This window comes from Mucilaginibacter sp. GW822-FHT03E02, from assembly GCF_058801545.1.
The window spans coordinates 5794768-5820357 of record NZ_JBXANJ010000001.1 but is presented as its reverse complement, the minus strand read 5'-3'; the positions used below and the strand labels follow the sequence as shown (position 1 = coordinate 5820357).

The window sequence follows — 25590 nt, the reverse complement described above, 5'->3', positions numbered from 1 at the left end:
GTCATTAGTCATTAGTCATTAGTCATTAGTCATTAGTCATTAGTCATTAGTCATTAGTCATTAGTCATTAGTCATTAGTGGCAATTGACCTCACCTTTTATTGTTTTAATTAGTTCAAACTATTTTCACAAACTATGCAGATACCAATGACTAATGACAGCGAAGCGAAATGACCAATGACGCGAAGCACTGAACTCAACCTTTTTTTTTAGCTTTGGCATTTAAGCATATCGTATATATGAAAATTATTGCCATAGGGCGCAACTATGCCGAACATGCCAAAGAGTTAAATAACCCGGTGCCAACTGTCCCGGTTATTTTCATGAAGCCCGACACCGCACTTTTAAAAGATAATAAGCCATTTTACCATCCAGATTTTTCGGAAGATATCCATCACGAGATTGAACTGGTGCTAAAGGTGAGCAAGGAAGGCAAGCATATTGGCGAGAAATTTGCCGCCGGTTATTACGACGAAATAGGCCTGGGGGTTGATTTTACCGCCCGCGATATCCAGGCCCGACATAAAGAAAAAGGCTTACCATGGGAACTGGCCAAGGCTTTTGATGGCTCGGCGCCAATCAGCAACTTTGTGCCGAAATCAAAATTTGCCGATATCTACAATATCAGTTTTAAGCTGGATATTAATGGCGAAACCCGCCAGCAGGGCAATACCAACATGTTGCTTTTCAGCTTCGAGAGTATCATCGCTTTTGTGTCCCGCTACATCACCCTAAAAAAGGGCGACCTGATATTTACCGGCACACCTGCAGGCGTAGGCCGGGTAAAGGTTGGCGACAGACTGGAAGGCTATATTGAGGATGAAAAAATGCTGGATTTTTGGGTGAAGTAGGATCCGCCTGTCATTCCGAATAGTAAATCCTGCGGACTCTGAAGGGGAAATGACATGCAATAAAGAACTGTCATGCTGAGTGGTAAAATCCGCGGATTCTGAATGGGAAATGACATTCAAAAATAAAAGACTGTCATCCTGAGGAACGAAGGATCTATTCGCGAACTTTTCTATCGGTCATGCACAACTGATAGATCCTTCGTTCCTCAGGATGACAGGGAAATTGGATATGTCATGGGTAGGTACGAAGCATATATTCGCGAACTTTGTGGGCTGTAAGCATGGTGAAAAATAGATCCTTCGTTCCTCAGGATGACAGGGAGATTAAACATGTTATAGGTAGAAACTCAGCATGACAGGATTATTACGATGTCATTTTTATATTATCTAATTAAAATTATTCCGCTATCAAGCATGGTTAAAAAAACAATTGTTCTCCTCTCTATATTATTTTTAGGCATCTACACACACCTGCCGGCGCAAACCGCTACTATACAAAGCAGGCCATACCCACAAAATTATTTCCGTTACCCGCTTGATCTGCTGCCGCGTACCACTGCCGGTTCATTTGGCGAATTGCGGCCCGCGCACTTCCACTCCGGGCTCGATTTTAAAACCAATCAGCGCACCGGCTACCCGGTTTACGCGGTAAATGATGGCTATATCTCGCGGGTGCGGGTTCAGTTTGGCGGCTTCGGCAGGGCTATTTATATTACGCACCCGAATGGTTATACAACGGTTTACGGTCACCTGCAAGCGTTTACGCCTGCTGTGGCGACGTTGGTAAAAGCTTACCGGTATGAGCACCAAACCTTCGAGGCCGATTTTAAATTGGGGCCTACGCAGGTAGCCGTTTGTAAAAATGATGTGGTTGCCATCTCCGGAAATGCAGGCGCATCAGCCGGTCCGCATGTACATTTCGAGATCAGGGATACCCAAACCGAGGAAACCATCAACCCGCAATTGTTCGGCTTAACTATTCCCGACCAGGTACCGCCTACCATTACCTCCATCGGCATTTATCACCTTAATGGCAATCCCTTCAGTGAGAAAACACCGCGTGAGTTTATGGGCGTTACCGGGGCAGCGGGCAATTATCACCTTATAAAACCACAGGTGCTCCATTTAAGTGGCAACATTGGTTTCGGCATCAATACCACCGATATGAACAGCACATCGGCCAATCACAATGGCATCTATTCACTGGAATTGAAGCTGGATGGCCAAACCGTGTATACGTTCGCGGTAGAGCGTTTCGCGTTCGATCAAACCCATGCCATCAACGCTTATATCGATTATCCATCATACACGTTGGAGCGACGCTGGATGCAAAAATGCTTTATTATGCCGGGCAGTCATATCTCGTTGTACCCGCAATCGGTAAACCGGGGCATCATCACCTTTAATGATAATGCACTGCACGAAGTTGAATACGTTGTTAAAGATGTAGCCGGCAACACATCAACCTTAACATTAAAAGTACAGGCAAGCCCGTTTAATGCAACGGCCAACAAAATTGCCGGCACTTTATTCCACTACGATAAAAAGAGCGAGTTTAGTACCGATAAGGTAAAGGTTACCGTGATGCCCGGAAATTTGTATGATGACCTGGACTTTATTTATTCTATGTCTCCAAAACCAATAGGAGGCTGTTCATCCATACATCATATCCATAACCGCCTTACCCCTATTCATGAAAACTATGAGCTGTGGATAAAACCCGAGGTTGATTTGGGCAAGTATGCTGATAAGGCTGTTATTGTAAGCACCACAATGGGCTGCGTGGGGGGTTACTACCAGGAGGGCTGGGTAAAAAGCCAGACCAGCACCTTTGGCGATTATTTTATTAAACTGGATACCGTGCCACCGGCGATTCACCCGCTAAATATAAAGGATGGCAGTAATATGAAGGCCGCCCGCACCATCAGTTTCAGGATGAGCGATAACCTTTCGGGCATTAAAACTTACACCGGAACCATTGATAATAAGTGGGTTTTAATGGAATTGGATTATAAAACTAAAATTCTAAGTTATACCTTTGGCGGCGATATTACGCCGGGTAAGCATACCTTTAAACTGGTTCTGGTAGATAACAAAAGCAACTTTGCAGATTTTACCGCAAATTTTTACAGATAATACCTCAAAAAACTATGTCAACATTAAAAGAAGGCGATAAAGCCCCCGATTTTACAGCCAAAGATCAAAACGGAAAAACCGTATCGTTATCTGACTATAAGGGCAAAAATGTAATCTTATATTTCTATCCCAAAGACGATACCCCAGGTTGTACTGCAGAATCATGCGATTTCAGGGATAACTACCAATCGTTACTAAGCAAAGGTTACGAAGTGATTGGTGTAAGCACCGACGACGAAAAATCGCATAAAAAATTCGAAACCAAATACAGCCTTCCTTTTACCCTTATAGCCGATGAAGAAAAATCTATTGTAGAGGCCTATGGCGTTTGGGTAGAGAAGAATATGTACGGCAAGCAATACATGGGCACCGCCCGCACTACCTTCATTATTGATGGCGATGGCACTATTAGCCACGTTATCAGCAAGGTAGATACCAAGAACTCATCACAACAAGTACTCGACTTAGTAAAATAAGTGTTAAAAGAACAATAATTATTTTTACTTTAGCCGTTCAGTTTCCTAAATTAATAATGAAATCAACAATTCAAGACTTAGAAAAAACCGCGTCGCAAATCAGGCGCGACATTGTACGTATGGTACATGGTTGTCAATCGGGCCACCCAGGTGGATCATTAGGTTGCACAGATTTTTTTACCGCCCTTTATTTCGAGGCGATGAACCACGATCCTAAATTCAACATGGATGGTATTGGCGAAGACCTTTTCTTTTTATCAAACGGCCATATTTCGCCGGTGTTTTACAGCACCCTGGCACACGCAGGCTATTATGATAAAGCAGAACTGGCAACTTTCCGTAAGCTAAATACCCGCTTACAGGGCCACCCTACCACGCATGAGCATTTACCGGGAGTACGCATTGCATCTGGCTCATTAGGTCAGGGCTTATCTGTTGCTATTGGCGCGGCTTTGGCTAAGAAACTGAATGGCGATAAATCATTAGTATACACTTTACACGGTGATGGCGAGTTACAGGAAGGACAAATTTGGGAAGCAGCCATGTTTGCACCGCACAACGAGGTTGATAATTTAATTTCGACCATCGACGTTAACGGACAGCAAATTGACGGGCCAACCAACCTGGTATTATCATTAGGCGATTTGCATGCCAAATGGGTAGCTTTTGGATGGGATGTTTTGGAAATGAAAGGTAACGATATGGCCGATGTTGTTAAAACATTGGAGCTGGCTAAAAGCCGCACAGGCCAGGGCAAACCTATTATGATATTAATGCACACCGAAATGGGTTATGGCGTTGATTTTATGGCAGGCAGCCACAAATGGCATGGTATTGCCCCTAACGACGAGCAGCTTAAATTGGCATTGGCCCAGTTAGAAGAAACTTTGGGCGACTATTGAGCCCCCCGGCCCCCTGAAGGGGGAGTGTAAAGGCATGTCATAAATTAACAAAACATTATCAACAATTAAATCAAAAAGCCCTCTCCTTTGGAGAGGGTTGGGTGAGGCTATGAAAAAGTACACATATACAGATAAAAAAGATACCCGCTCGGGCTTTGGCGCCGGGTTGCTGGAAGCCGGCAGAAAAAACGACCAGGTGGTTGCACTTTGCGCCGACCTTATCGGTTCGTTAAAAATGAATGATTTTATTAAAGAATTTCCTGAGCGCTTTGTACAGGTTGGTATTGCCGAAGCAAACATGATGTGTATTGCTGCCGGTATGACCATTGGTGGTAAAATACCTTTTACAGGTACTTTTGCCAACTTTTCTACCGGCCGTGTATATGATCAAATTCGCCAGTCAATAGCTTACTCCAACAAAAACGTTAAAGTTTGCGCATCGCATGCTGGTTTAACTTTGGGCGAGGATGGTGCAACCCACCAGATATTGGAAGATATAGGCATGATGAAAATGCTGCCCGGAATGACAGTAATTAACCCCTGCGATTATAACCAAACCAAAGCGGCTACCATGGCTATTGCCGAATATGAAGGCCCGGTTTACCTGCGTTTTGGTCGCCCGGTTGTTCCTATTTTTACAGATCCTGACCAAAAATTCGAGATCGGCAAAGCGTGGATGGTAAATGAAGGTGCAGATGTTAGTATATTTGCCACCGGCCACCTGGTTTGGGAAGCTATTTTAGCAGGCGAAAAACTGGCAGAAGAAGGTATTGATGCCGAGATTATTAACATCCACACCATCAAACCTTTGGATGCCGAAGCGGTATTAAAATCGGTAGCTAAAACAGGTTGCGTGGTAACTGCCGAAGAGCATAACCGCCTTGGTGGTTTGGGTGATAGCATAGCGCAATTGCTGGCTGTTAACAACCCTACCCCGCAGGAATTTGTAGCGGTGAACGATAGCTTTGGCGAAAGCGGCACACCTGCGCAACTGATGACCAAATACGGTTTAGATGCAGAACATATTGTGCTGGCCGTTAAAAAGGTTATCGAAAGAAAAAACAAAAATGCTTAATTAGCATTTAACTATAAAAATTATAAAATGTTGGTGCAGGTAGAAGATTCAGAGATTTTAAGCAAATTCCAGGACGAGCGGACGCGTAATGAAGCGTTTAACCTGTTGCTTAAAAAATACCAGCAAAAAATTTACTGGCACGTAAGGCGCATGGTTATTGATCATGACGATGCGGACGACCTTACCCAGGATGTTTTTGTAAAAGTTTGGAAAAATCTGCTGGGCTTCAGAAATGACGCGCAGCTGTATACCTGGATGTACCGCATAGCATCCAACGAATGCATTACTTTTTTGAATAAGAAAAAACTTAAAAATAATGTTTCGTTGGATGATGTTGCGTATGAACTTGCCGATACGCTGGCCGATTCAAGTTATTTTAATGGCGATGCGGCACAGCGTAAATTGCAGGAGGCATTACTTACCCTGCCCGAAAAACAAAAGCTTGTATTCAACATGAAATATTATGAGGATATGAAGTATGAAGAAATTTCGGCAGTATTGGGTACAAGTGTAGGTGCTTTAAAAGCATCTTTTCACCTGGCAGTCAAGAAGATAGAGGCATATTTAATCTCGAAAGATTAAATTCAGAATTAATTCAGAATTACGTTAAACCTTTTAGCACTTTGTTCATCTATAGTTATGTATGAAAAGCGATATGGACAATAGGGAATGGCTGGATGACTATAAGTCACTAAAGCAGGTTGGCGCAAGCAACCCGTTTTTAGTGCCTGCTGGCTATTTCGATGAATTAGCGCAGCACATAACATCACGCATCAGGCTGGAAGAGCTTAAAAGCTCATCCGAAGGGTTTACTATTCCTGAAAATTACTTTGAACAATTAAACAGCAACATACAAAGCCGCATTAATATCCAGGCAGCTTTAGGTACTGAAGAAACCGGTTTTACTACGCCCGAAAATTTTTTTGACGAACAAGCCAGCCAAATCCAAAGCAGGATTGCCATTGAGCAATACGTGAATAATGACGCTGAGAGTTTTAGCGTTCCCGAAAACTATTTCGAGGAATTGAATAACAACATCCAAAGCAGGGTGGCTATCGAAGAATACATAGATGGCCAGGATGAAGGTTTTGCGATCCCTGAAAATTATTTTGACGAGTTAAGCAGCAATATCCAAAGCCGCATAGCGGTAGAGGAGCTGATGAACAATGATGCCGAAACCTTTACCGTGCCGGCAAATTATTTTGAGCAGCTAAGCCAAAACATTTTAAATAAAACAGTTAACGAGGTTATAACCGTTGAGGTTGAAGAAACCGACAATGTTATCAACTTTAAACAGGCTGTTGATAAACGCAGTATTGTGCGCAAGATGCTGGCATCCGGTACATTCAGGTATGCTACTGCTGCGTGTTTCGCGGTATTAATAGGCATTACTGTTTTGCTTAAGGGCAATTCTGTTCCGGACCATAACCACTCATTTTTACATGAGCAGGTGTCGTCTGTACCGGTAGATGAAATAAAAAGTTACCTGGAATTGCACAGCGACGCAAGCGATACCCGCACGTTAATAGATGCCAATCAGAAAAGTAATAGCTCGAACGTAGACGAGAATCTGTCGGATTATATAGATGCTAATTAATAAGGAGTTTTAATGGTTAAATTGATTAGGCATATTTTTACAGTACTTTTTTTTGTAGCAGTGGGCTACCAATCGCGCGCGCAGGAACAATTGGTGCCTGCCGGACGGGTTGCCCCTAATACAAAGCTTAAAAAAGGAACAGGTGCCAAGCTTGAGGCGGCCCGTAATAACTACATTAGCAGGCAGCTTGACCTTAGCGATGCCGAAGGCCGCAAATTTTGGCCACTGTACCGTTCTTATCAGCAGGAATTAACAGCTGTACGCATCCTGAAGCGTTTAAATAACTCCAAAGCGGCATCAAACGGTACCGAGCAAATAGATAAAGAAATTTATTACGAAAGCCAACTGGTGGCCATCCGCAAACGCTACAGAGACGCCTTTGCCAAAATTCTGCCTCCCGAAAAAGTGAGCATGCTTTACAAAAGCGAGCAGGAATTTAATGACGAACTGATTAAACGCCTAAGCGAAAGCAGCGAAAGAGCGGGGAATTAGTCATTAGTGGGAAATACTTCTGGCAAAACTTTGTTTTGATTATTTTTCCAAATGTCCTAAGTCTTGAATCTTGACTCTAATCTCTTGACTCTATTCTCCTCTACCTGCGTATAAACTCAAAACTCCCGTCAGGTGCCAGTTTCATGATGGTTGATGGATTGCGGATCTCTTTGCTGTGTTGTTCCAGGTCAACTACATAGTTAACACCATCAATAATTTCCTGGTCAATTTGCGAAAAATATTGGGGCGATGGCTTACCACTGATATTGGCCGATGTAGATACAAGAGGCTTGCGCAGCCGTTGTATCAATTGTTTGCAAAAGTCGTGATTGCTCACCCGGATAGCTACGCTTCCATCGGCAGCTATTACCGCTGGCGATAAGTTTTTTGCACCTGGCATTACCAGCGTTAAGGGGTTTTCGGCATATTCAATCAGGTCATAAGCCAAGGGGTTAACTTCCTGTACATAGCTTTCCAGCTTGTTTTCGGTATCAACCAATATCACCATACTTTTAGCCTCATCACGCTGTTTAAGGCGAAATATTTTTTTGATGGCTTCGGTATTGGTGGCATCACAACCTATACCCCAAATGGTATCTGTTGGGTACAGGATAATGCCCCCATCCTGTAATACTTTAAATGCGTTGGCAACTTCGTCTCTAAGCATTGTTCAATATATTAGTGTATAGCTGCTGCAATTGCAGCGCCAGTTTATCGTCATTAAAGTTGGCTGCATGCTCGATGCCCCGGTTAATTATTGTTTGCCTTAAAGCATCATCCCCAAGTATCTGGTTCACTTCTTTAGCTAAACCGGCCGCGTCATCAGGGTCAACATACCGGCTGCCGGGCCCGCCGGCTTCTTCCAGGCATGAACCGGTGGCTGCTATAACCGGGGTGCCGGAGTTTAAAGCCTCTAAAACCGGGATACCAAAACCTTCATAGCGCGATGGGTAAATAAATACCGATGCTAATTGATAAATGACCGGCAATTCATCAAACGGAATATCTCTTAAAAAAATAACACGACTGGTTAAATTACCGGCAGCAATGTAGGCGTTTACTTCGTCTGTGTATTTTGTTGGCTTACCAATTACCACTAAAGGGATATCGCTATCAATATTTTTTAAGGCCACTACCGTTAGCAATAGGTTTTTACGTTCTTCTATGGTGCCTATGCTCAGCAAAAATTTATCGGGCAGATTGTATTTTAGCTTTACTGCGGCTTTTTGATCAGGCGTTTTTGTAACGTCAAATATAACGTCGCAACCCTGGTAAATTACTTCAATTTTTTGGGGGTTGATGTCCAATAGCTCTACCAAATCGGCCTTGGTTTTCGCACTTATGGCGATGATTTTATCGGCTACCTTGCAGGCGTATTTTACTTTGGCCAGGTAAATACGATAATTAAACCAGCCAAACTGCTTAGGGTAGCGCATAAAAATAAGATCATGTATCGTGACAACCGACCGTATGCCGCTATTGGCAATGCCCGAAGGCAACTCATGGCTAAGGCCATGATACAATTGGATACCATCACGCAATAAATCCTTAACAATACCTTTGCTACGCCACCAGGAAGTAAAAAATTTGCTGGCAGGCGTTAAAGTAAAAACATTGCCATGATCGCCCAAAAACTTAAGCCTTACATTTGGTTTGGCTTTTGGCGTATATAAAAAATAGGCGTTTTCGGGATGGAAATATGCCAGCGTTTTAATAAGCCAGCGGCTGTAGTTGCCGAGGCCCGTATTATTATAAAAGGCCCGCTTGGCATCGTATCCTATTTTCATTTTATCAAATTTCGGCACAAAAGTTCATCAAATTTCAGGCTTTCAATTAAACTTTTTTAATTCATCAACGGATGCGTTAAACTTATTATTTCTTAGGTAATTGATCCAGTTTTTAAGCAATAAAATTTGCGAAGCATTTTTGTTCACAAGATTTTTAAACAGCTTTTTATAAGTTATATCGTCTTTACTATTGACTGTTTTCGACTTCTTTTTAAATTTCTCGAAATCTTCGGGTAATCCAAAATCACTTACTTTTAATTCTACAGAACTCATACAATGCAAAATAAATTTTTCCATTGCCGGTACTATTTGGATTATATAGTGATTTTTGACCAGATGCTTGTATAAAATGAGGTGATCTGTTTTACTTATTTCTGTAAACTCTTTAATGTAATCAACATCCTTTTTGTCTTTATCAAGAATGCCCAGAGCAAAATCATCTCTGAAATTATCCTTCATTTTTTTTGTAACAGTGCCACATCCCTTTTGATGATTAACTTCGCAACCATTTATTAAAGTTTCAACCAGGTTAGTATCTATATAGCATTCTGGAATGATCGAAAGATCCCTCATATAAACGTTTCGCTGTTTGTAAAAAGATCAACACCCGACTGGTAAATTTCATGAAGTGTTTGATCATTTATATGTTTTACCCTGGTTTCATGGCTTTTATAACTCACCATATAAACAGATAACTCGTCTTTTGCGTTTTCGAGCAAATCGTTTAAGATGAATGGGCTATGTGTAGCAACAAAATATTGATTGCTGCGATTATAAATCATTTCCTGGGTAATTTGGGTAATGTAGGGGGGGAAAGAATGCGCCTCCGGTTCTTCAAAAATAAGAACGGAGTCGCTATTACTCGCTATTGCGGTTTTGTAAAAAATAATTCGCTGCAATGTGTCAGCTATTGAATTATATGGTATCAAAAAAATCGAGCTGGAGTTCTTTTTTAAAATTTTTAATGACCTGCTGGCCCTATCAAACACCAGTTCCAATTGATATTCACGAAACAAATCAGAAATTTCTTCCTTTAAGTCTGTGTAGCGTTCCAGCACATTGTAAAGATTGTATCCAAATGGTGGAATTAAAATCCCATCAACAGACTTAAATACTTCATGCTTATTGGCAAATTGATACTTTTTGATTGATGGTGCATTGAGCGATACTTTTTTTGCACGCATATTCAGATTATCATCAAAGTAATAATGTTCAAGTGTACCATTTAGTGTAGAAACGAGCTTTAAATCAAGTCCCTGAATTTTGTCAAGAAAAAGCGTTGCGGACTCACGATTTGTTTCGACAGACGCGTTTTCTTCGAAATTTCCGCTATAGAACAATTCAGTTACATTTTCGGCCCTAACGAAATTATTAAGATTTCTTGATTTGTTATATTGTAAATATGGAGCAGAAAACAAAGACAAGGCCTCCAGGATATTAGATTTACCTACGTTTGGCCTTCCAATAAATAAATTGATCCTTTTGCAATTTTTAATATTGCAGGATTTTATTGATTTAAAGTTATTGATAAGTATATTCCTGATTTGTTCTGCCATCAATCAATATTATTTTGAGTTCTTATTTAGTAAACAAATATACATGGTGTTACAAGGTTATGGTTTAGAAAGTATCGAATTAATTTATCAATCTATTTCGTTTCGATATTATGATCGATTTGAATAAGTACAGGAAATTTAAAAACCGTCCAAATAAAAAGCCGCTTTTCTGTAGCAGAAAAGCGGCATACATCAAAAATCTAATCTTTAAACCGCTACGTTATTTTCTCTTAGCGCGTCGTTTAGAGAAGTTTTTTTATCAGTCGACTCCTTGCGGGTGCCGATAATGAGTGCGCAGGGCACCTGGTAATCGCCGGCAGGAAATTTCTTGGTATATGAACCGGGTATAACTACCGAGCGGGCAGGCACACGGCCTTTATATTCAACCGGGGTAGACTGGGTTACATCGATAATTTTGGTTGAGGCAGTTAAAACAACATTAGCACCCAACACGGCCTCGTGTTCAACATGCACGCCTTCTACTACAATGGCTCTTGATCCCAGGAAACAGTTATCTTCAATAATAACCGGAGCAGCCTGTAGCGGCTCCAATACGCCTCCAATACCTACACCACCACTTAGGTGTACGTGCTTGCCAATTTGGGCACATGAACCTACTGTTGCCCATGTATCAACCATGGTACCTTCGTCAACATAAGCACCAATATTTACGTACGATGGCATCATGATAACACCTTTTGCAAGGTATGCGCCGTAACGTGCAATACCATGCGGAACCACACGGACACCGTTTGCCTTATAATCGGTTTTTAAATCCATTTTATCATGAAAAACAAAAGGGCCAACCTTAATCTCTTTCATGTTACGGGTAGGGAAATAAAGGATAACTGCCTTCTTTATCCACTCATTTACATGCCAGCGCGTACCAATCATTTCGGCTACACGAATCTCGCCTTTATCCAATCGTTCAACAACGGTTTCAATAGCGGTGATGTATTCGTTATAATTCAGCAGATTCCTGTCTTCCCAGGCATCTTCAATCATTTTTTTAAGATCTTGCATCGGTAAAATTAACTTTTGGCAAATAAAAGGATTTTTAAGGAAAAATACAGGATTAGCTCCAATAACTTGTTGGCGCATTGCTTTGAACAAGGCAATGAAGCTATTTTGCCAATTATAAAATAAACCTTAAGGCAAATTTACATCAACAATTTTACCAAAAGCTAAATACGCTGATTTTTAATAACATAAGTTATACCATTATGATAAATTACGTTATCATTGTTTTTATAAACACAAATTTACCAACCTAATCTCCCCCCTGATTATGACTATTATGGCTTTTTTTTGTATCGCTTTGTTGGCAATCTCTTCGTTACTGATTGCCGGGATCGTATTTTTCAGTTTTTTAAAGTGGATCAAAAGAACCTATTATCCAACGTGGAAATTCCCTGATTACATCAGCGTTGGCTATGCCGAATACCTGTACCACAAATTCATAAAAAAAGACCTGGAGGCATGGCGAAACAACCAGTAGCTTTATTAGTTGGATTGCTTAATTTTGCGCAAGTACCGGCCAAAACTATAATCACCGGACCCAGTGTAAATTAATGTCCAATCACCGCAATTTTTGTAAAGATATACTGCTTGGCGTTGCCGTTGGCGATGCTATAGGCGTGCCTGTTGAGTTTAAATCAAGAGAAGAGATTTCAAAAAAACCGGTTACCGACATGACCGGCTTCGGCACCTATGACCAATTGCCCGGCACATGGTCTGACGATAGCTCACTTACCTTTTGTCTGGCCGAATCGTTAACCAATGGTTACGATCTACATGATATTGCCAACAACTTTGTAAGATGGCGTTGCGATAATTTTTGGACGGCCCGGGGCGAAGTTTTTGATGTTGGCATTACTACACACCAGGCTATTGAAAGAATAGTAAGGGGCGTGCAACCAAACCTTGCCGGCGGATTTGATTCATGGTCTAACGGAAATGGTTCACTGATGCGGATTTTGCCACTATTGATTTACATTAAGGGTTTACCGATAGCAGAGCGTTTTGCTATAACCAAAGATGTATCCTCCATTACCCACGGCCATATCCGGTCGGCAATTGCCTGTTTTTATTACCTGGAATTTGCTGCCAAACTGCTAAAAGGTAACGATTTGCAAACTATCTATCACGAAGTAAAACAAGAAGTAACAGCGTTTCTGGATACAACAAGCATCAATAAAGACGAGATAAAAATGTTTGACCGCCTTTTAGCCGGCAATATTTATGAATTGGCAGAAAGTGAAATAAATAGCAGTGGCTATGTATTGCATACGCTGGAGGCAAGTATCTGGTGTCTTCTAACTACAACAACCTATAAAGAAGCTGTACTTAAAGCTGTAAATTTGGGCCTTGATACCGATACAACCGGTGCTGTAACCGGCGGGGTGGCGGCCCTATACTATGGTTTTGAAACAATACCCCAAGATTGGGTGCTTAAACTTGCCCGGGAAAAAGATATAGACGATTTAGCAGCCAGGCTCGCTAAACTATTTTAGTATTAAGTCAACAGTACTAAGTCGTAAATCAAAAGTTAAATTTTTTCTTTTTTGGCTTAGAACTTAAGACTTTTGGCTAAAGACTATCCGTCAATTTATCGATTACACGATAGTTGCATAATTGAATAAACAATGGCCGAAAAAGAAAAATTAAGAATTGATAAATACCTGTGGGCTATCCGCGTTTTTAAAACCCGTACCCTGGCATCTGATGCATGCAAAGCCGGGCGTGTAAAGCTCGATAGCAAAAATATAAAACCCTCATACGAAGTAAAAATTGGCGATACCTACCAGGTATCAAAGGGCCCTGATCGGAAGATTATCCGGGTAACCGGCTTGCTGGAAAACAGGGTTGATGCAAAAAAGGCGGTTGATTATTACCTTGATATAACTCCGGTTGAACAAACCCCGGCTTTCAAATCCATGTTTCAGGCCCCCATACTTAAACGCGACAGAGGCACGGGCCGCCCCACTAAACTCGACCGTAGAGAGATAGACGATTTAAAGGATAATTTTTTTGAGAAAGATGAGGAAGAATAATTTGAAGATTTGAGAATTTGAAGATTTGAAAATAAAAAAAAAGACAATTTGGGAATCTGAAAATAGGTCAAATGAGCTTGGCCAGACAAGCATTTTCAAATTCTCAAATCTTCAAATTCTCAAATTAAATCAATATTTCGTCTTATTCTCCTCTATTTCCCATAGCTTAAAAACAGCCATTGCTTCATCGCGGAGTAGTTGAACAAAAGGCAGCTTCCTACCGACCATGGGGCTTTCCAACTCATCGTATATGTCATGGTCATCAAAACCAATGGCCGCGGCATCGGCTTTGGTGTTGGCATAATAAACTTTATCAATACGGGCCCAGTATATGGCACCGAGACACATGGGGCAAGGTTCGCAACTGGTGTAAATTTCGCAGCCAGATAGGTCATAAGTCCCCAACTCCTGGCAAGCCAGGCGGATAACCGATACTTCGGCATGTGCCGTTGGATCATTTGTGGGAACAACCCTATTGGCACTACGGGCCAGGATCATGCCATCTTTTGTTATAACGGCGCCAAAAGGGCCACCCATCCCCTGTTTTACATTATACTCGGATAGCTCAATTGCTATCCGCATGAATTTTTCATGTGCCGTGTTTTCCATAGTCCTCTAAATTAAAAAACCTCAGCCGAAGTTGAGGTCTTATTTTAAATTTGAGAATTCTGCAATTTGAAAATTTGAAGATGCTTTTCATTTTCAAATCTTCAAATTCTCAAATTTTCAAATCGATTTTATTTTTTCTCTTTCGCGTAAGCGTCGTTAAGTCTTTTAATTACGTCGGCAGTTACATCTAACGATGGATCGCCATATAATACGGTTGGGTTTGCTTTTGAGTATAACAGCACAAGTTTATAACCTTTTTCTTTGGCGTAGGCTTTAGCAAAATCAGCAATTTTATCGTATTGTTTACTTGCTTCGGTAGCCTGCACGTTTTGGAACTCGGCAGTAGCATTTTGCTGATAGCCTTGCAATTCCTGTTGCTTGCGTTGTAAACGTTGTTCAGTAGCCTGGCGTTGGTCAGCAGGTAAAGTGGCTGCACTTTTTTGATACTCGGCAACTTCACGCTGAAAAGCCTGTCCTTTGTTTTGTAAATCGCCTTGCGAGGCTTTGCCTTTTTCTTCCAGGCGTTTGTTCATATCTTTTGTGTACTCATATTTACTTAGTAAGGTATCTGAGTTGATATAAACAATTGCATCCTTGCCATCACTTACAGTAGTAGCGCCTGAGGCTGGTTTGTCGGCAGTTTTATTTTGGTTACAGGCGGCAATGCTACCTGCAATTAATATCCCAAAGGTGATTTTTGTTAAAGTTGAAACAGTAGTTTTCATTATCTCACGTAAAAATTTAAAAAAGTTTGACAAAGATAAACTTTCATTGCAAGTATCCTAATGTATTGTTATTTGAAAATTTGGTAATTTGAAGATTTGAAAATTAACTACGTTGAGGATTTCGCCGTTTAAAAATCCATTTTCAAATCTTCAAATTCTCAAATCTTCAAATTCCCCACACCTCGCTTTTTATCCACAATCATTCGTTAATCCCGGCTATTTTTCGTACTTTTGAAGGTTGTTGTACTAAATAAATATGAGCGAAGAAAATCAGGACAAATCCAATTATTCAGCAGATAATATACAGGTATTAGAAGGTTTAGAGGCGGTACGTAAGCGTCCGTCCATGTACATTGGTGATACAGGCGTTAAAGGTTTGCACCATTTGGTATATGAGGTTGTTGATAACTCTATCGACGAAGCCCTTGCCGGCCACTGCGACACAATTAAGGTTTTTATACTAAAAGATAACTCGATAAGGGTTGAAGATAATGGTCGCGGTATCCCGACCGCAATGCACACTAAGGAGCAAAAATCGGCTTTAGAGGTAGTAATGACCGTGTTACATGCCGGTGGTAAATTTGATAAGGATACGTATAAGGTATCCGGCGGTTTGCACGGTGTGGGTGTTAGTTGCGTTAACGCGCTATCTATTCACCTTACTGCTTTAGTTTACCGCGAAGGTAAAGTTTGGACACAGGAATACTCAGAAGGTAAACCTTTGTTTGAAGTTAAAACTATTGGCGAAACGGATAAAAGAGGTACTACCATTATATTTAAACCGGATGCTACCATTTTCACCCTTACAACCGAGTATAAATACGATACACTTGCCGGCCGCCTGCGCGAACTTTCATTCTTAAATAAAGGTATCCGCCTTAGTTTAACTGACGAGCGCATCCCTAATGAGGACGGATCATACCCAACCGAAGAGTTTTACTCTGAAGGCGGTTTGCGCGAGTTTGTTAAATTTTTAGACGGTACCCGTACTTCTATCATTCCCGAACCTATCTATTTGGATGGTGTAAAAAATGGTATCCCTGTTGAGCTTGCCTTTCAGTATAATGATACCTACTCCGAGAATGTATTCTCATACGTAAATAACATCAATACTATTGAGGGCGGTACACACGTAGCGGGTTTTCGCCGTGGATTGACCCGGACGCTGAAAGCGTATGCCGATAAATCGGGATTGTTGAAAAACATGAAGATGGAAATTACCGGTGATGACTTCCGCGAGGGGTTAACCGCTGTAATTTCTGTTAAGGTGCAAGAGCCGCAGTTTGAAGGACAAACCAAAACCAAGTTGGGCAACAACGAGGTGATGGGTGCTGTCGATATGGCAGTAGGCGAAATATTGGGCAACTTCCTGGAAGAAAACCCGAAAGAGGCCAAACTGATTGTAAATAAAGTAATACTTGCTGCTACAGCCCGTGCCGCTGCCCGTAAAGCCCGCGAACTGGTACAGCGCAAGAGTGTAATGACCGGATCCGGCCTGCCAGGTAAATTATCTGATTGTGCTAATAACGATCCATCATTGTGCGAACTGTACCTTGTAGAGGGTGACTCGGCGGGTGGTACCGCCAAACAGGGCCGCGACCGCGAATACCAGGCTATTTTACCATTACGTGGTAAAATCCTGAACGTGGAAAAAGCCATGGAGCACAAAATTTACGAAAACGAAGAGATCAAGAATATGTTTACCGGCCTGGGCGTAAGCCGCGGTACACCTGATGATGATAAAGCGCTTAACTTAACCAAACTACGTTACCACAAAATCATCATCATGACGGATGCCGACGTGGATGGATCGCACATTACCACGCTGATCCTTACGTTCTTCTTCCGTTATATGAAGGAATTGGTTGAAGCCGGTTATGTTTATATCGCTTCACCACCGCTATACCAGGTTAAAAAAGGTAAAGAGTTTGAATACTGCTGGAATGATGTACAGCGCGATGCCGCTATACAACGCCTTAAAGGTGCCGGTAAAGAAGATAGCGTACACGTACAACGTTACAAAGGTTTGGGCGAGATGAATGATATCCAGCTTTGGGATACCACCATGAACCCGGCCACCCGTACCCTAAAACGCGCCACCATTGAAAACGCCGCCGAGTGCGACCATACCTTCAGTATGCTGATGGGTGATGAAGTAGCCCCGCGCCGCGAGTTTATTGAGCGCAATGCTAAATACGCCAAGATAGATACATAGGAAGATGTGCAAATGTGCAGATTACAGATGTGCAGATGCTATTTAAAGTTAATATTCAGCCTCGCTTTTAAGCGGGGCTTTTTTAGTTTAATAACCTGCTTGCCATAATCAATCACTGCTTTATATTTCATCAGGATATCGCCGCCTAAAACACCTAACACCTGGGGATGGCCCAGCTGACCATAGGCTATGTTTATAGTGGATAAATCCAATACGGCAACTTCAAAATCATCAACCAATACACTGCCGATTTGCATGCCGCTGATTAAAGCAGTGAACGACTGCATGGTATTGGTGCCCAAACCTGTTGACAGCCTGTCGCTCTCGGATATAAAAGTTGCCTCACTTGCTTCGGCCAGCATGGTTTGGTCAAAAGCGGTCTTTGATGCGCCGGTATCTAAAACCATAATAAATGCTTTGCCAAACAGGATCACCTCAATTAACGGATGGTAGCCATCGTCATGCAGGTCGATGATCTGGAGTGGAATAGATGTCATTTTAGATGTGCAGATTACAGATGTGCAAATATGCAGATTATAATTATTGATAACTGAATTAGTAGGTTTTCAAGTACGCTTAACTCAATAATTCAGTAAATCAATAAATCAATAATTCAATAATTAAAAAGGATATCCTATTGCCAGGTTAAATACGCTCCTGTGCCAGTCAAGGTTCCACTGGGGCTCGCCGGGGCGAACGTATGGGGTGCGGAGCGGCACGCCCAGGTCTGTACGCAATACCAGTACCGTAATATCAAAGCGCAAACCAAAGCCAACGTCAACCGCTATATCATTAATAAATTTCTTACCAAAAGCCCCGCCAGGCTGGCCTCTGTTTGAATTGAGCAGCCAGATATTACCGGCATCGGCAAATAATGCGCCGCGAACAATGCTAAACAGTTTTGGCCGGTATTCAATGTTGGCTTCAAGCTTAATATCGCCAGATTCATCGGGGAAGAAATTATTCTGCGCCACAGTTGCTGTGGGGTTAAAGTGCCCCGGACCAATTGACCTGGCCTGGAAACCCCGCAAGCTGTTAGGGCCACCTATAAAAAACTGTTGGCTATAAGGTAGCTGTGTAGAATTTCCGTAAGGTAACCCTACACCAACGATAACCCGGGATGCTATTGTACTGCTTGGTGCCGTTTTATGAAAATATCGAATTTCGTTTTCAAATTTTACATACTGATTAAAAGTGGCGCCGAATAACTTACGCACTTTACCTGCAGTTGTATCGGCACCGGTAATTAATCCGTACAAATTATTGGATAAACTTACCTTTCCGTTATAGTACATGGTGTTGGTTCGATAGTCATCGGTGGTATTTGTATAGGTATAACTATAGCTTGGTCCCAATATCAGTTGCTTATCAATAACATGCTTTAAAGCCGGGTTTGGCAATACTCCGGGATGCTTCACACCGCTTATACTATCAAGGTATAGCTGGGATACACTCAAGGGGTTTACAAATGTAAAATTCAGTACATTCAACTCATGTGTCCGGTGCGCGTTTTCCTTCCAATTGTAGCCAAATGTAGCGTTGTATGAATTTAGGTTATAAAGCTTTTGCCGGTTAATAATGGTATAGCCCAACGTTAAATTAGTATGCGGTATATAGGCATTATCGGCCCTGGGCTCAATGGGGCTTATAAACCGTGGCCACGATAAAGTGGTTTGAATACCAAACTGGTACACGTTAAAACCGTTGTTGCCCCCTCCTACCTGCACATCAGAACTACCAAAAAGCGTAACACCTAATGCTTCTCCACCCATAAAGGCGTTTCGGTGCTTCCAGCTCAGGTTTACCTGTGTACCGGTATAATTGGCAGATGTAGTGCGACCCAGAATTTCAAATTGCAATGATTTACGCTTATAAGGCGTTAAAAAATAATAAACATCCAGCTTAGGCGAATCTGGCGTTACATCCTCAAACCTGTTTTTCACAAACTTATAAGGCCCCAGGTTTACAAACCTGTTTAAGGAATTATTATGAACAGTACGGCTGTAAACATCATTAGGATGCAGCAATACCGTATTGGCAAATGCGAAGCTGCTGATGGTTTTTCGTCTTTCAACTATGTTATACCAGCGGTAGTGCTTCGCCTTGTCGAGCATCAGCGAGGTATCTGTTAACGAATAATTGGGATATACATAAATATTCCGGATAGTGTAAACTTCCTTGGCCCGTTCAACGGTGCTGTTTTTTATTTTAACAAACAGGTCGACCTGGTGATTAGCGACGGTACTATCATACTGCACAATAATGTCATCGGGCGAAAAAAAGAAAAAGCCTTCCTCCTTTAATCTCGCGTCAATCCGCAGGCGTTCGTTTTTTATAACATCAAGGTTAAACTTATCGCCCGGTTTCAACAATGTTTTGGCGGCCGTTCCGGCAATTGCCGTATCGGCATCCTCGCCTTCTTTAGGAAATCCCACTTTCCTGATCTTATAAGAAGGGCCTGCATACACGGTGTACACTGCCTTAGCTGTTTTGCCTTTGCTAACCGTATCCCCATTAACCTGCGCCTGAAAATAGCTTATATTTTGCATACGGTTTTGGAGTATGCTGCCATTTTTATCGACATCTACCGCGCTTATCAAAACCGGCGGCTCGCCAAATTTGGTATTAAGCCAATGTGCAAGGCCTTTTGTTTTTTTTGTTTTGGTGATGTTGTAGATATATAGTTTTACCCTCAGTCCTAAAACAGATCCATTAGGATAAGGCCTCAGCAACGATGTTAAATCGTCGGTAATTAAGTCCCGGTCACTTTTGCTGATCGAATCTTTATCGGCAATTTTAACCTCGCTACCCGTATACAATTTTTGACCAGGTGCAAGGTATTTTGTATTACTACAGGCGTTTAGTAAAACAGTTAATATCAATATATATCTTAAATGTTTGCTCATGGGCTTAGCTTGTAGGTGTATTTTGTGCTTTTTCAGCGGCTGCTTTGTCGGCCGCTTCTTTAGCTTTATCCTTTTCCTTTTGTTCCTGCCTGTATTTGCGGCGTAGTGCTTTTTCTTCCTCGGTACGCTTACGGAAGATTTCCCTGAAGCGGTTATAATCTACGGTTAGCGTAAATCCCAAACCCGTTTCAATAACCTGGCCTTGTATCACAATAAATTCATCCTTGCGGTAAGCCCGTAATGCATAACGGCCATCCTTGCTCAGTTTATAACCTACCGAAACATCGCCGGCAATGTTGGTGGCTTTTTGTCCCTGTTGTGCCCCTTCAAGGTTAAAATTATTACCTACAGACACCGTAAGCCTGTCGTTCAGGAAACGTTTGGATAGGCCAACGTTTAAATCCGTACGGTTTGTTGCCGTACCTGATGAATAATCCTCGCCCGATGTTAATCCAAAATTCAGGTCAACGCCCGAGATCAGGCTCCCGGCGAGTTTATTCAACTGGTCTGATAACAAGCTGCTCACGCTATTGCGGATGGCGCCTTCAACGCCCCCACCGCCACCCTGGCTTTGCAGTGGGTTATCCCCAATAAAGTGGCCCAGCACCAGTACACCCAATACTTGTTTATTAAGCTCGTTAGGGTCCTGCCTTACCTGGGCAAGCCGCGTATTAACGTTGTTTACTACATCTGATGATACGGTGTAATTACCCTCGGGCAACACAATATCAAAGCTGATATCTGGCGTTAACAGCTGGTTTTTAAGGCTCAGGTTAACATTAAATGGCAGCTTCTGCTTATACATCACCGAATTATCATTTGCTGATAGTTGGTTTTCTACCAGGTCTATCGGGGGCACGTTTGCTACATATACTGCAGTCAAATCAATGTTAGCGCTGGTGGGGTCGCCTGTCCACACAATGGTGCTGCCCTTTTTAAACTGGAAGGTGCGCTTTACAGTAGCATAAGCCAGGTTGTATGAACCCGAATTAACCACATAAGTGCCCGTTAAATTTATTTTTCCGCTCGGGTCAATACCACCGTTTAAATTGGCTTCGCCCTTCAAATGCACTATATCACCATTGCGTTCGTCAACCACAATAGTGAAAGCCGCATCTTTATCTATTTTTATATTGGCCGATACATCCAGCCCTTTTACATCCGCTTTTTTGAGCGAATCCAGCTGCCTGGCCAGCAGTATCGAATCCAGCTTTGGTGCATTTTGATCAATAGCTTCAACCACGCCCGCTCTGTCCTCGATACCCGGATCAGTAGTTGGCAGCACAAAGGTCATGTCTGTTTTGGGGTTTACTGTAAGGGTGGCATCAACCACTGGCTTTATCATATTACCCCGGATTGTGATACGGCTATCAACGTAAAGCTTTCCGTAAAACAGCTTATTATCTGCCTGCGTAGAGTTTACGGCCCTGAAATTATTGGAGTTGATATCTAATCCGAATGCAAAATCGGTATAGGTTTTGGTGTACACGCTGCCGGTAACAATGGCTTTATTACCGGTTGAATCAACCAGTGTAAAATCATTAAAGCGGATACCCTGGTCATTAAAAGTAATGCTCTCCTTAGGCATGGTAAAATAGGAGTTGAGCATAGCTACATTAAAACCCACTTTGTTAAAATTAACATCGCCGCGAATTGACGGGGCTATAGTTGTTCCGGATATTTTTAGCTGCCCACTTATATTACCTGATGAATTGCGTAAACTGCCAAATGTAAAACCTTCGATGCTTTTCATGTTTAAGGTTACAATGTTCAGGTTAAGATCAAACTTATTTTCGGGGTCTGTGTAATAAATACCGTCCAGCTTAACCTGGTTACCTTTGCCCGTAATATCCACATTGGCGGCGTAAGCATTGGCGGTTTGGTTATTTACCTTTAAAGCGATGTTCCCTACGGTATCCCCCCTAAAATTAAAGTCATTAATATTAATTGCTGCTGTAAATACCGGCGAAGCCTGGAAATTACTAATCTCCGCATCGCCGTTAATAACGCCTCCTACCTGCAGGCTGTCCTGTTTGGCCATTTTGGCAAGGCCCTCTATTTTAAAGTTGTTGAACTTAACATCAATCGGGGCATTCATTTCCTGCGTTTTGCTATTAATGCTAAGTACCTGGTTATTATTGGTTACAGTAAAATTATGGGCCAATATTCCTTTTGGCCCGTATTGCAAAAAGTTATCGGCATTAACCGCCCAGGGCATATAATCCAGCAGCAGGCCATCCTGGTTAAAGCTAAACCGGTATTCATCCGGCAAAACACTCAAGGCGCCTGCTACACGAAAACGCTCTTTTTTTGCAACATCCCTTACCTGTAAGCTTATGCCCAGTTTATTATTTTGCGCACTGCCCGATAGGCTGGTATACAACAGATCAACCGATGAGCCAACTTTTACCTCATCAACTGATAGATTATAATTAAGCGCATTGTTACCTGTATTTATTTTCAGGCTTCCCCTGTTAATGGTGTTGGTACCGTAAACCACTTTGGGTATCGATCCGTTTACAATCAGTTCGCCGCTTTCGCTATCAAAGCTTCCTTTTAACAATACCGGGTCGAGCGTTTTTAAATCGGGGGCAAACTGGGTGAGTAAAGGAGTTTTAACCAATTTAGCGTCAAACACAAATTGCTGCGGCGAATATTTGGCGGCGATGGCAGGTTTAAGTTTACCGGTTTTAACCGTTTTACCTTTTGCATCCTTTTTGGTAATGGCTACTTGCTGCCCACCGGCAATGGCGGTATTAAAGTATTTATTGATTACATCCTGCACAGCATCACCAACCTGCGTAAGCTTGTATTTACCAGCCATATGGGCGCTCAATACAGGCGTTGTTAAGCGCAGGGTGCTGCTATCCGGATTGGCTGTTGAAATGAGGCTTATGGTATCTAATTTTATGCGTTGGGTTCCGTTTACCACCAGCAAATCTGTCGCCTTAATATCGGCGTTCAGGTAATCAGGATCGGCGGTTGGCACATCAGCCACTACCTTACCATGAAAACGCATCTCGCCGGTAGTAAAATTAAGTTTTTTAAGGTTGATACTATCAACTGTTAACGTGCCCGCAGCCGATGGATATTTTTTATTCAGATTAGCTTTGGCATCCAGGCTAAAATTAATATTAGGGTCTTTCATCCGGGCTACAGCGGTGTAAGCGCCATTGTGCGAGCTGCCTTTTAAAACCAGGTTTTTATAGGTATAACCTTTTACGTACGCATTGGCCAGGTTACCATCAAACTTAATATTGGCCGTTTTAGGGTCAAGGCCATAACCTTCTACATTGGCGGTTAAAGTAATTTTACCCACCATTTGCGGTTGTTTGGTAAACGCGCCCACGTTTAGCTCATTAACTTTAATATTAGCCTTATAACTCGCCTTCTGCTTGTTTTGCAAGTTTTTTACCGATGCAATAACATCTGCAGCGCCAAGGCTCGATCTCAAACCCAGTTTGGTGTTGAAAGTATACATGCCGCCTTTAAAATTACCCTTCAGGTTCATATTTTCGGGGATAGTTACATTTGCGGGGATGCTGCCTGCGGGCGCCAGTTTGGCAATATCGGCGCGGCTGGTGTTAAAGTCATTTATGGTAACATCAAAATAGGCTTTGTTTATATCGGGCAGGCCTTTAAGCTTTGCCGATGCCTTAATGCGGGTGTTGCTTAGGCCGGCAATATCAAGGCTGGGGATATCCAGGTTATTTACCTGCCCACTTACTTTGCCGTTTATTTTAAATACTGCCCCCGGCGATGATTTAAACGGTTCCATGGCAGCCATTGTGGGCATCAATAGTAACACATCTTTTAGCCCCAGGCGGCTGCCGTCCAAATTAGCATTAATACCTAACGAGCCAACATTTTTACTGATAGCTGCAATAGAAGGATAGCGCACCTGAACCGACTTTTGCAAGGTAGTTTGCGGCGTTTGCAATAACAAATCATTCATATAGGCATTGGTGGGCCCATAAAAAAATGCAGTATGGAATTTATTGATCTTTAACCCGCTTTTTTCTGCAAAGGAAAAGCTGTTAATTTTCCCCGAAATAGTATCCGGGTTATAGGAAATGTTTTCGGCATTGGCATTAAGGTCGCGGATATCCATATGCGCATAATCCAGGCCCCTGGCTATAGCCTTTTGCGCGTTATTATCAAACTTAACGTTATTGTTGATTAAGCTGATCTTTCCTAAAGTAACCGCCCAGCGCGATGACTGCGGCGAGGCCACCAGCGTATCCAGTTTTTTGGCGGTTTTGATAATGGCTTTGGCTACAGTTTGGGGCTTGGCAAAGCTAAAAGCTGCTTTAGTATCATTCAGCTCAATGTCTTTAATGCCTACTTTCTGGTGTTTAAGATCTACCTTTTTCATCTCCACAAAAAGCTTATTCAAACTGATATTAGCCGTCATTTCGCTGCTTTGATAGTCAACTTTTATTTTAGACAGATCTATCTGTCCTAAATTTAAATCCAGGTTCAGGGGCTGCACCGCGGTATCAACTTTGGCTGCCTGTGCTATTGAGGATCCTGCCGGTGTTTGAATGATGCGTGCATTTACGCCAGACAAAGTAATTTTAGGTATGGTAAACTTCATTTTATCCATATCAAAATCCTTTATCCGGGTATTAAAATGGCCAAGGAGGAACTTCACATCGTTACCTGTAGTTAAATCCTTGTATTTTACATTGATCTTATCCAGGTTTACCTTATCTATCGAAAACTTCATGGTAGAGGTTGTATCCTCAGGCTTAACTTCTTTTTTTTGTTCGCCTGCGAATGCCTTGATAATGTAATCGAAATTAAAAACACTGTCGGCGCCACGGTTTATGTTGGCTGTGATGCCTTGCAGGTTAATTTCATTAACTTCTACCTGGTTGTGCAACAGCTTAAGCATGCTGATATCCACCTTTAATTTTTCGCCGGCTATAAGGGTGTCTTTCTTCTGATCTTCAAAGTATACATCTTCCAACACCAGCAGCTTAGGAAGGCCGAGGCTGATGTGCCCTATTTTAACTTTAGTGTGGATTTTGTTTTGTAAAAAAGTTACCGCTTTATTTTTTGCAAAATTTTGCACGGCGGGCACCTGTATCAAAATAACTACAAGGACAACCAGTAAAACTACACTCACCAGTATCCAAAGTATCGTTTTGAAGGCTATTCGTAGTATTTTTTTCAATTGTATTAATTTTTCAAAGGTGAAGATCGATG

22 protein-coding genes are annotated in these 25590 nt (G+C 42.0%); 12 read left to right on the top strand and 10 right to left on the bottom strand.

Annotation, left to right across the window (positions count from 1 at the left end):
- The first annotated feature begins 238 nt into the window (after nucleotides 1–238).
- From AC1RM2_RS24175 to AC1RM2_RS24140, 8 genes are all read left to right on the top strand, one after another.
- Nucleotides 239–850, top strand: a complete 612-nt coding sequence (locus tag AC1RM2_RS24175) for a fumarylacetoacetate hydrolase family protein (protein ID WP_492987682.1) — start codon at nucleotides 239–241, stop codon at nucleotides 848–850.
- 414 nt (nucleotides 851–1264) lie between these two features.
- On the top strand, nucleotides 1265–2986 hold the full coding sequence (locus AC1RM2_RS24170; RefSeq protein WP_492987681.1) for a M23 family metallopeptidase: 1722 nt from the start codon (nucleotides 1265–1267) through the stop codon (nucleotides 2984–2986).
- 14 nt (nucleotides 2987–3000) lie between these two features.
- On the top strand, nucleotides 3001–3462 hold the full coding sequence (bcp, locus tag AC1RM2_RS24165; RefSeq protein WP_477382307.1) for a thioredoxin-dependent thiol peroxidase: 462 nt from the start codon (nucleotides 3001–3003) through the stop codon (nucleotides 3460–3462).
- 56 nt (nucleotides 3463–3518) lie between these two features.
- Nucleotides 3519–4364: a transketolase gene (locus AC1RM2_RS24160; protein WP_492987680.1), complete on the top strand. Its 846-nt coding sequence runs from the start codon at nucleotides 3519–3521 to the stop codon at nucleotides 4362–4364.
- 109 nt (nucleotides 4365–4473) lie between these two features.
- A complete protein-coding gene (locus AC1RM2_RS24155; protein ID WP_492987679.1) occupies nucleotides 4474–5439 on the top strand; it encodes a transketolase family protein in 966 nt (321 codons plus the stop codon).
- Between the two features lie 27 nt (nucleotides 5440–5466).
- Nucleotides 5467–6021, top strand: a complete 555-nt coding sequence (locus AC1RM2_RS24150; protein ID WP_492987678.1) for an RNA polymerase sigma factor — start codon at nucleotides 5467–5469, stop codon at nucleotides 6019–6021.
- Between the two features lie 61 nt (nucleotides 6022–6082).
- Nucleotides 6083–7036 (top strand): hypothetical protein, encoded by a 954-nt coding sequence (locus AC1RM2_RS24145; protein WP_492987677.1) that lies wholly within the window; start codon nucleotides 6083–6085, stop codon nucleotides 7034–7036.
- Nucleotides 7037–7048: 12 nt separating this feature from the next.
- Entirely contained in the window at nucleotides 7049–7528 is a 480-nt protein-coding gene (locus tag AC1RM2_RS24140; RefSeq protein ID WP_492987676.1) for a hypothetical protein, read from the top strand.
- A gap of 100 nt (nucleotides 7529–7628) precedes the next feature.
- Here AC1RM2_RS24140 and AC1RM2_RS24135 read toward each other — a convergent pair whose 3' ends face one another.
- The 5 genes from AC1RM2_RS24135 to AC1RM2_RS24115 all read right to left on the bottom strand — a co-directional run bounded on the left by AC1RM2_RS24135 (nucleotide 7629) and on the right by AC1RM2_RS24115 (nucleotide 11894).
- Nucleotides 7629–8195 (bottom strand): L-threonylcarbamoyladenylate synthase, encoded by a 567-nt coding sequence (locus AC1RM2_RS24135; protein ID WP_492987675.1) that lies wholly within the window; start codon nucleotides 8193–8195, stop codon nucleotides 7629–7631.
- Nucleotides 8188–9315 (bottom strand): glycosyltransferase family 4 protein, encoded by a 1128-nt coding sequence (locus AC1RM2_RS24130; RefSeq protein WP_492987674.1) that lies wholly within the window; start codon nucleotides 9313–9315, stop codon nucleotides 8188–8190. Before AC1RM2_RS24130 ends, AC1RM2_RS24135 begins: the two co-directional genes overlap by 8 nt.
- Before the next feature lie 42 nt (nucleotides 9316–9357).
- Complete coding sequence (locus AC1RM2_RS24125) at nucleotides 9358–9888, bottom strand: hypothetical protein (RefSeq protein WP_492987673.1); 531 nt, start codon at nucleotides 9886–9888, stop codon at nucleotides 9358–9360.
- Nucleotides 9885–10871, bottom strand: coding sequence for an AAA family ATPase (locus AC1RM2_RS24120; RefSeq protein WP_492987672.1), 987 nt, complete (start codon nucleotides 10869–10871; stop codon nucleotides 9885–9887). The genes AC1RM2_RS24125 and AC1RM2_RS24120 overlap by 4 nt, the downstream gene beginning before the upstream one ends.
- Nucleotides 10872–11078: 207 nt before the next feature.
- The gene (locus tag AC1RM2_RS24115) at nucleotides 11079–11894 is read right to left on the bottom strand and encodes a 2,3,4,5-tetrahydropyridine-2,6-dicarboxylate N-succinyltransferase (RefSeq protein WP_492987671.1); all 816 of its coding nucleotides are present in this window, start codon (nucleotides 11892–11894) and stop codon (nucleotides 11079–11081) included.
- A 274-nt stretch (nucleotides 11895–12168) separates the two neighbouring features.
- Here AC1RM2_RS24115 and AC1RM2_RS24110 point away from each other — a divergent pair, with 274 nt between their 5' ends.
- The 3 genes from AC1RM2_RS24110 to AC1RM2_RS24100 all read left to right on the top strand — a co-directional run bounded on the left by AC1RM2_RS24110 (nucleotide 12169) and on the right by AC1RM2_RS24100 (nucleotide 13924).
- Nucleotides 12169–12369, top strand: coding sequence for a hypothetical protein (locus AC1RM2_RS24110; RefSeq protein WP_492987670.1), 201 nt, complete (start codon nucleotides 12169–12171; stop codon nucleotides 12367–12369).
- 73 nt (nucleotides 12370–12442) lie between these two features.
- The gene (locus AC1RM2_RS24105) at nucleotides 12443–13384 is read left to right on the top strand and encodes an ADP-ribosylglycohydrolase family protein (RefSeq protein ID WP_492987669.1); all 942 of its coding nucleotides are present in this window, start codon (nucleotides 12443–12445) and stop codon (nucleotides 13382–13384) included.
- Between the two features lie 132 nt (nucleotides 13385–13516).
- Nucleotides 13517–13924: an RNA-binding S4 domain-containing protein gene (locus tag AC1RM2_RS24100; protein ID WP_492987668.1), complete on the top strand. Its 408-nt coding sequence runs from the start codon at nucleotides 13517–13519 to the stop codon at nucleotides 13922–13924.
- Nucleotides 13925–14053: 129 nt separating this feature from the next.
- On the opposite strand, the gene AC1RM2_RS24095 is transcribed toward AC1RM2_RS24100, so the two are convergent.
- Nucleotides 14054–14533 carry a nucleoside deaminase gene (locus AC1RM2_RS24095; RefSeq protein WP_492987667.1) on the bottom strand — a complete coding sequence of 160 codons (480 nt, stop codon included), beginning with the start codon at nucleotides 14531–14533 and terminating at the stop codon, nucleotides 14054–14056.
- A 128-nt stretch (nucleotides 14534–14661) separates the two neighbouring features.
- Nucleotides 14662–15258, bottom strand: coding sequence for an OmpH/Skp family outer membrane protein (locus tag AC1RM2_RS24090; protein ID WP_492987666.1), 597 nt, complete (start codon nucleotides 15256–15258; stop codon nucleotides 14662–14664).
- Between the two features lie 256 nt (nucleotides 15259–15514).
- On the opposite strand from AC1RM2_RS24090, the gene gyrB reads away from it, so the two are divergent.
- Complete coding sequence (gyrB, locus tag AC1RM2_RS24085; protein ID WP_492987665.1) at nucleotides 15515–17473, top strand: DNA topoisomerase (ATP-hydrolyzing) subunit B; 1959 nt, start codon at nucleotides 15515–15517, stop codon at nucleotides 17471–17473.
- A gap of 38 nt (nucleotides 17474–17511) precedes the next feature.
- Here gyrB and AC1RM2_RS24080 read toward each other — a convergent pair whose 3' ends face one another.
- From AC1RM2_RS24080 to AC1RM2_RS24070, 3 genes are all read right to left on the bottom strand, one after another.
- A complete protein-coding gene (locus AC1RM2_RS24080) occupies nucleotides 17512–17970 on the bottom strand; it encodes an aspartyl protease family protein (protein WP_492987664.1) in 459 nt (152 codons plus the stop codon).
- Between the two features lie 123 nt (nucleotides 17971–18093).
- Nucleotides 18094–20379 carry a translocation and assembly module lipoprotein TamL gene (gene tamL, locus AC1RM2_RS24075; protein WP_492987663.1) on the bottom strand — a complete coding sequence of 762 codons (2286 nt, stop codon included), beginning with the start codon at nucleotides 20377–20379 and terminating at the stop codon, nucleotides 18094–18096.
- A gap of 4 nt (nucleotides 20380–20383) precedes the next feature.
- Nucleotides 20384–25558, bottom strand: coding sequence for a translocation/assembly module TamB domain-containing protein (locus AC1RM2_RS24070; RefSeq protein WP_492987662.1), 5175 nt, complete (start codon nucleotides 25556–25558; stop codon nucleotides 20384–20386).
- Nucleotides 25559–25590 lie beyond the last annotated feature (32 nt).

Bases quoted from the DNA above. Each gene is read 5' to 3' on its own strand.
- AC1RM2_RS24175 (WP_492987682.1), top strand. From the start codon at position 239: ATGAAAATTATTGCCATAGGGCGCAACTATGCCGAACATGCCAAAGAG.
- AC1RM2_RS24170 (WP_492987681.1), top strand. From the start codon at position 1,265: ATGGTTAAAAAAACAATTGTTCTCCTCTCTATATTATTTTTAGGCATC.
- bcp (WP_477382307.1), top strand. From the start codon at position 3,001: ATGTCAACATTAAAAGAAGGCGATAAAGCCCCCGATTTTACAGCCAAA.
- AC1RM2_RS24160 (WP_492987680.1), top strand. From the start codon at position 3,519: ATGAAATCAACAATTCAAGACTTAGAAAAAACCGCGTCGCAAATCAGG.
- AC1RM2_RS24155 (WP_492987679.1), top strand. From the start codon at position 4,474: ATGAAAAAGTACACATATACAGATAAAAAAGATACCCGCTCGGGCTTT.
- AC1RM2_RS24150 (WP_492987678.1), top strand. From the start codon at position 5,467: ATGTTGGTGCAGGTAGAAGATTCAGAGATTTTAAGCAAATTCCAGGAC.
- AC1RM2_RS24145 (WP_492987677.1), top strand. From the start codon at position 6,083: ATGAAAAGCGATATGGACAATAGGGAATGGCTGGATGACTATAAGTCA.
- AC1RM2_RS24140 (WP_492987676.1), top strand. From the start codon at position 7,049: ATGGTTAAATTGATTAGGCATATTTTTACAGTACTTTTTTTTGTAGCA.
- AC1RM2_RS24135 (WP_492987675.1), bottom strand. From the start codon at position 8,195: ATGCTTAGAGACGAAGTTGCCAACGCATTTAAAGTATTACAGGATGGG.
- AC1RM2_RS24130 (WP_492987674.1), bottom strand. From the start codon at position 9,315: ATGAAAATAGGATACGATGCCAAGCGGGCCTTTTATAATAATACGGGC.
- AC1RM2_RS24125 (WP_492987673.1), bottom strand. From the start codon at position 9,888: ATGAGGGATCTTTCGATCATTCCAGAATGCTATATAGATACTAACCTG.
- AC1RM2_RS24120 (WP_492987672.1), bottom strand. From the start codon at position 10,871: ATGGCAGAACAAATCAGGAATATACTTATCAATAACTTTAAATCAATA.
- AC1RM2_RS24115 (WP_492987671.1), bottom strand. From the start codon at position 11,894: ATGCAAGATCTTAAAAAAATGATTGAAGATGCCTGGGAAGACAGGAAT.
- AC1RM2_RS24110 (WP_492987670.1), top strand. From the start codon at position 12,169: ATGGCTTTTTTTTGTATCGCTTTGTTGGCAATCTCTTCGTTACTGATT.
- AC1RM2_RS24105 (WP_492987669.1), top strand. From the start codon at position 12,443: ATGTCCAATCACCGCAATTTTTGTAAAGATATACTGCTTGGCGTTGCC.
- AC1RM2_RS24100 (WP_492987668.1), top strand. From the start codon at position 13,517: ATGGCCGAAAAAGAAAAATTAAGAATTGATAAATACCTGTGGGCTATC.
- AC1RM2_RS24095 (WP_492987667.1), bottom strand. From the start codon at position 14,533: ATGGAAAACACGGCACATGAAAAATTCATGCGGATAGCAATTGAGCTA.
- AC1RM2_RS24090 (WP_492987666.1), bottom strand. From the start codon at position 15,258: ATGAAAACTACTGTTTCAACTTTAACAAAAATCACCTTTGGGATATTA.
- gyrB (WP_492987665.1), top strand. From the start codon at position 15,515: ATGAGCGAAGAAAATCAGGACAAATCCAATTATTCAGCAGATAATATA.
- AC1RM2_RS24080 (WP_492987664.1), bottom strand. From the start codon at position 17,970: ATGACATCTATTCCACTCCAGATCATCGACCTGCATGACGATGGCTAC.
- tamL (WP_492987663.1), bottom strand. From the start codon at position 20,379: ATGAGCAAACATTTAAGATATATATTGATATTAACTGTTTTACTAAAC.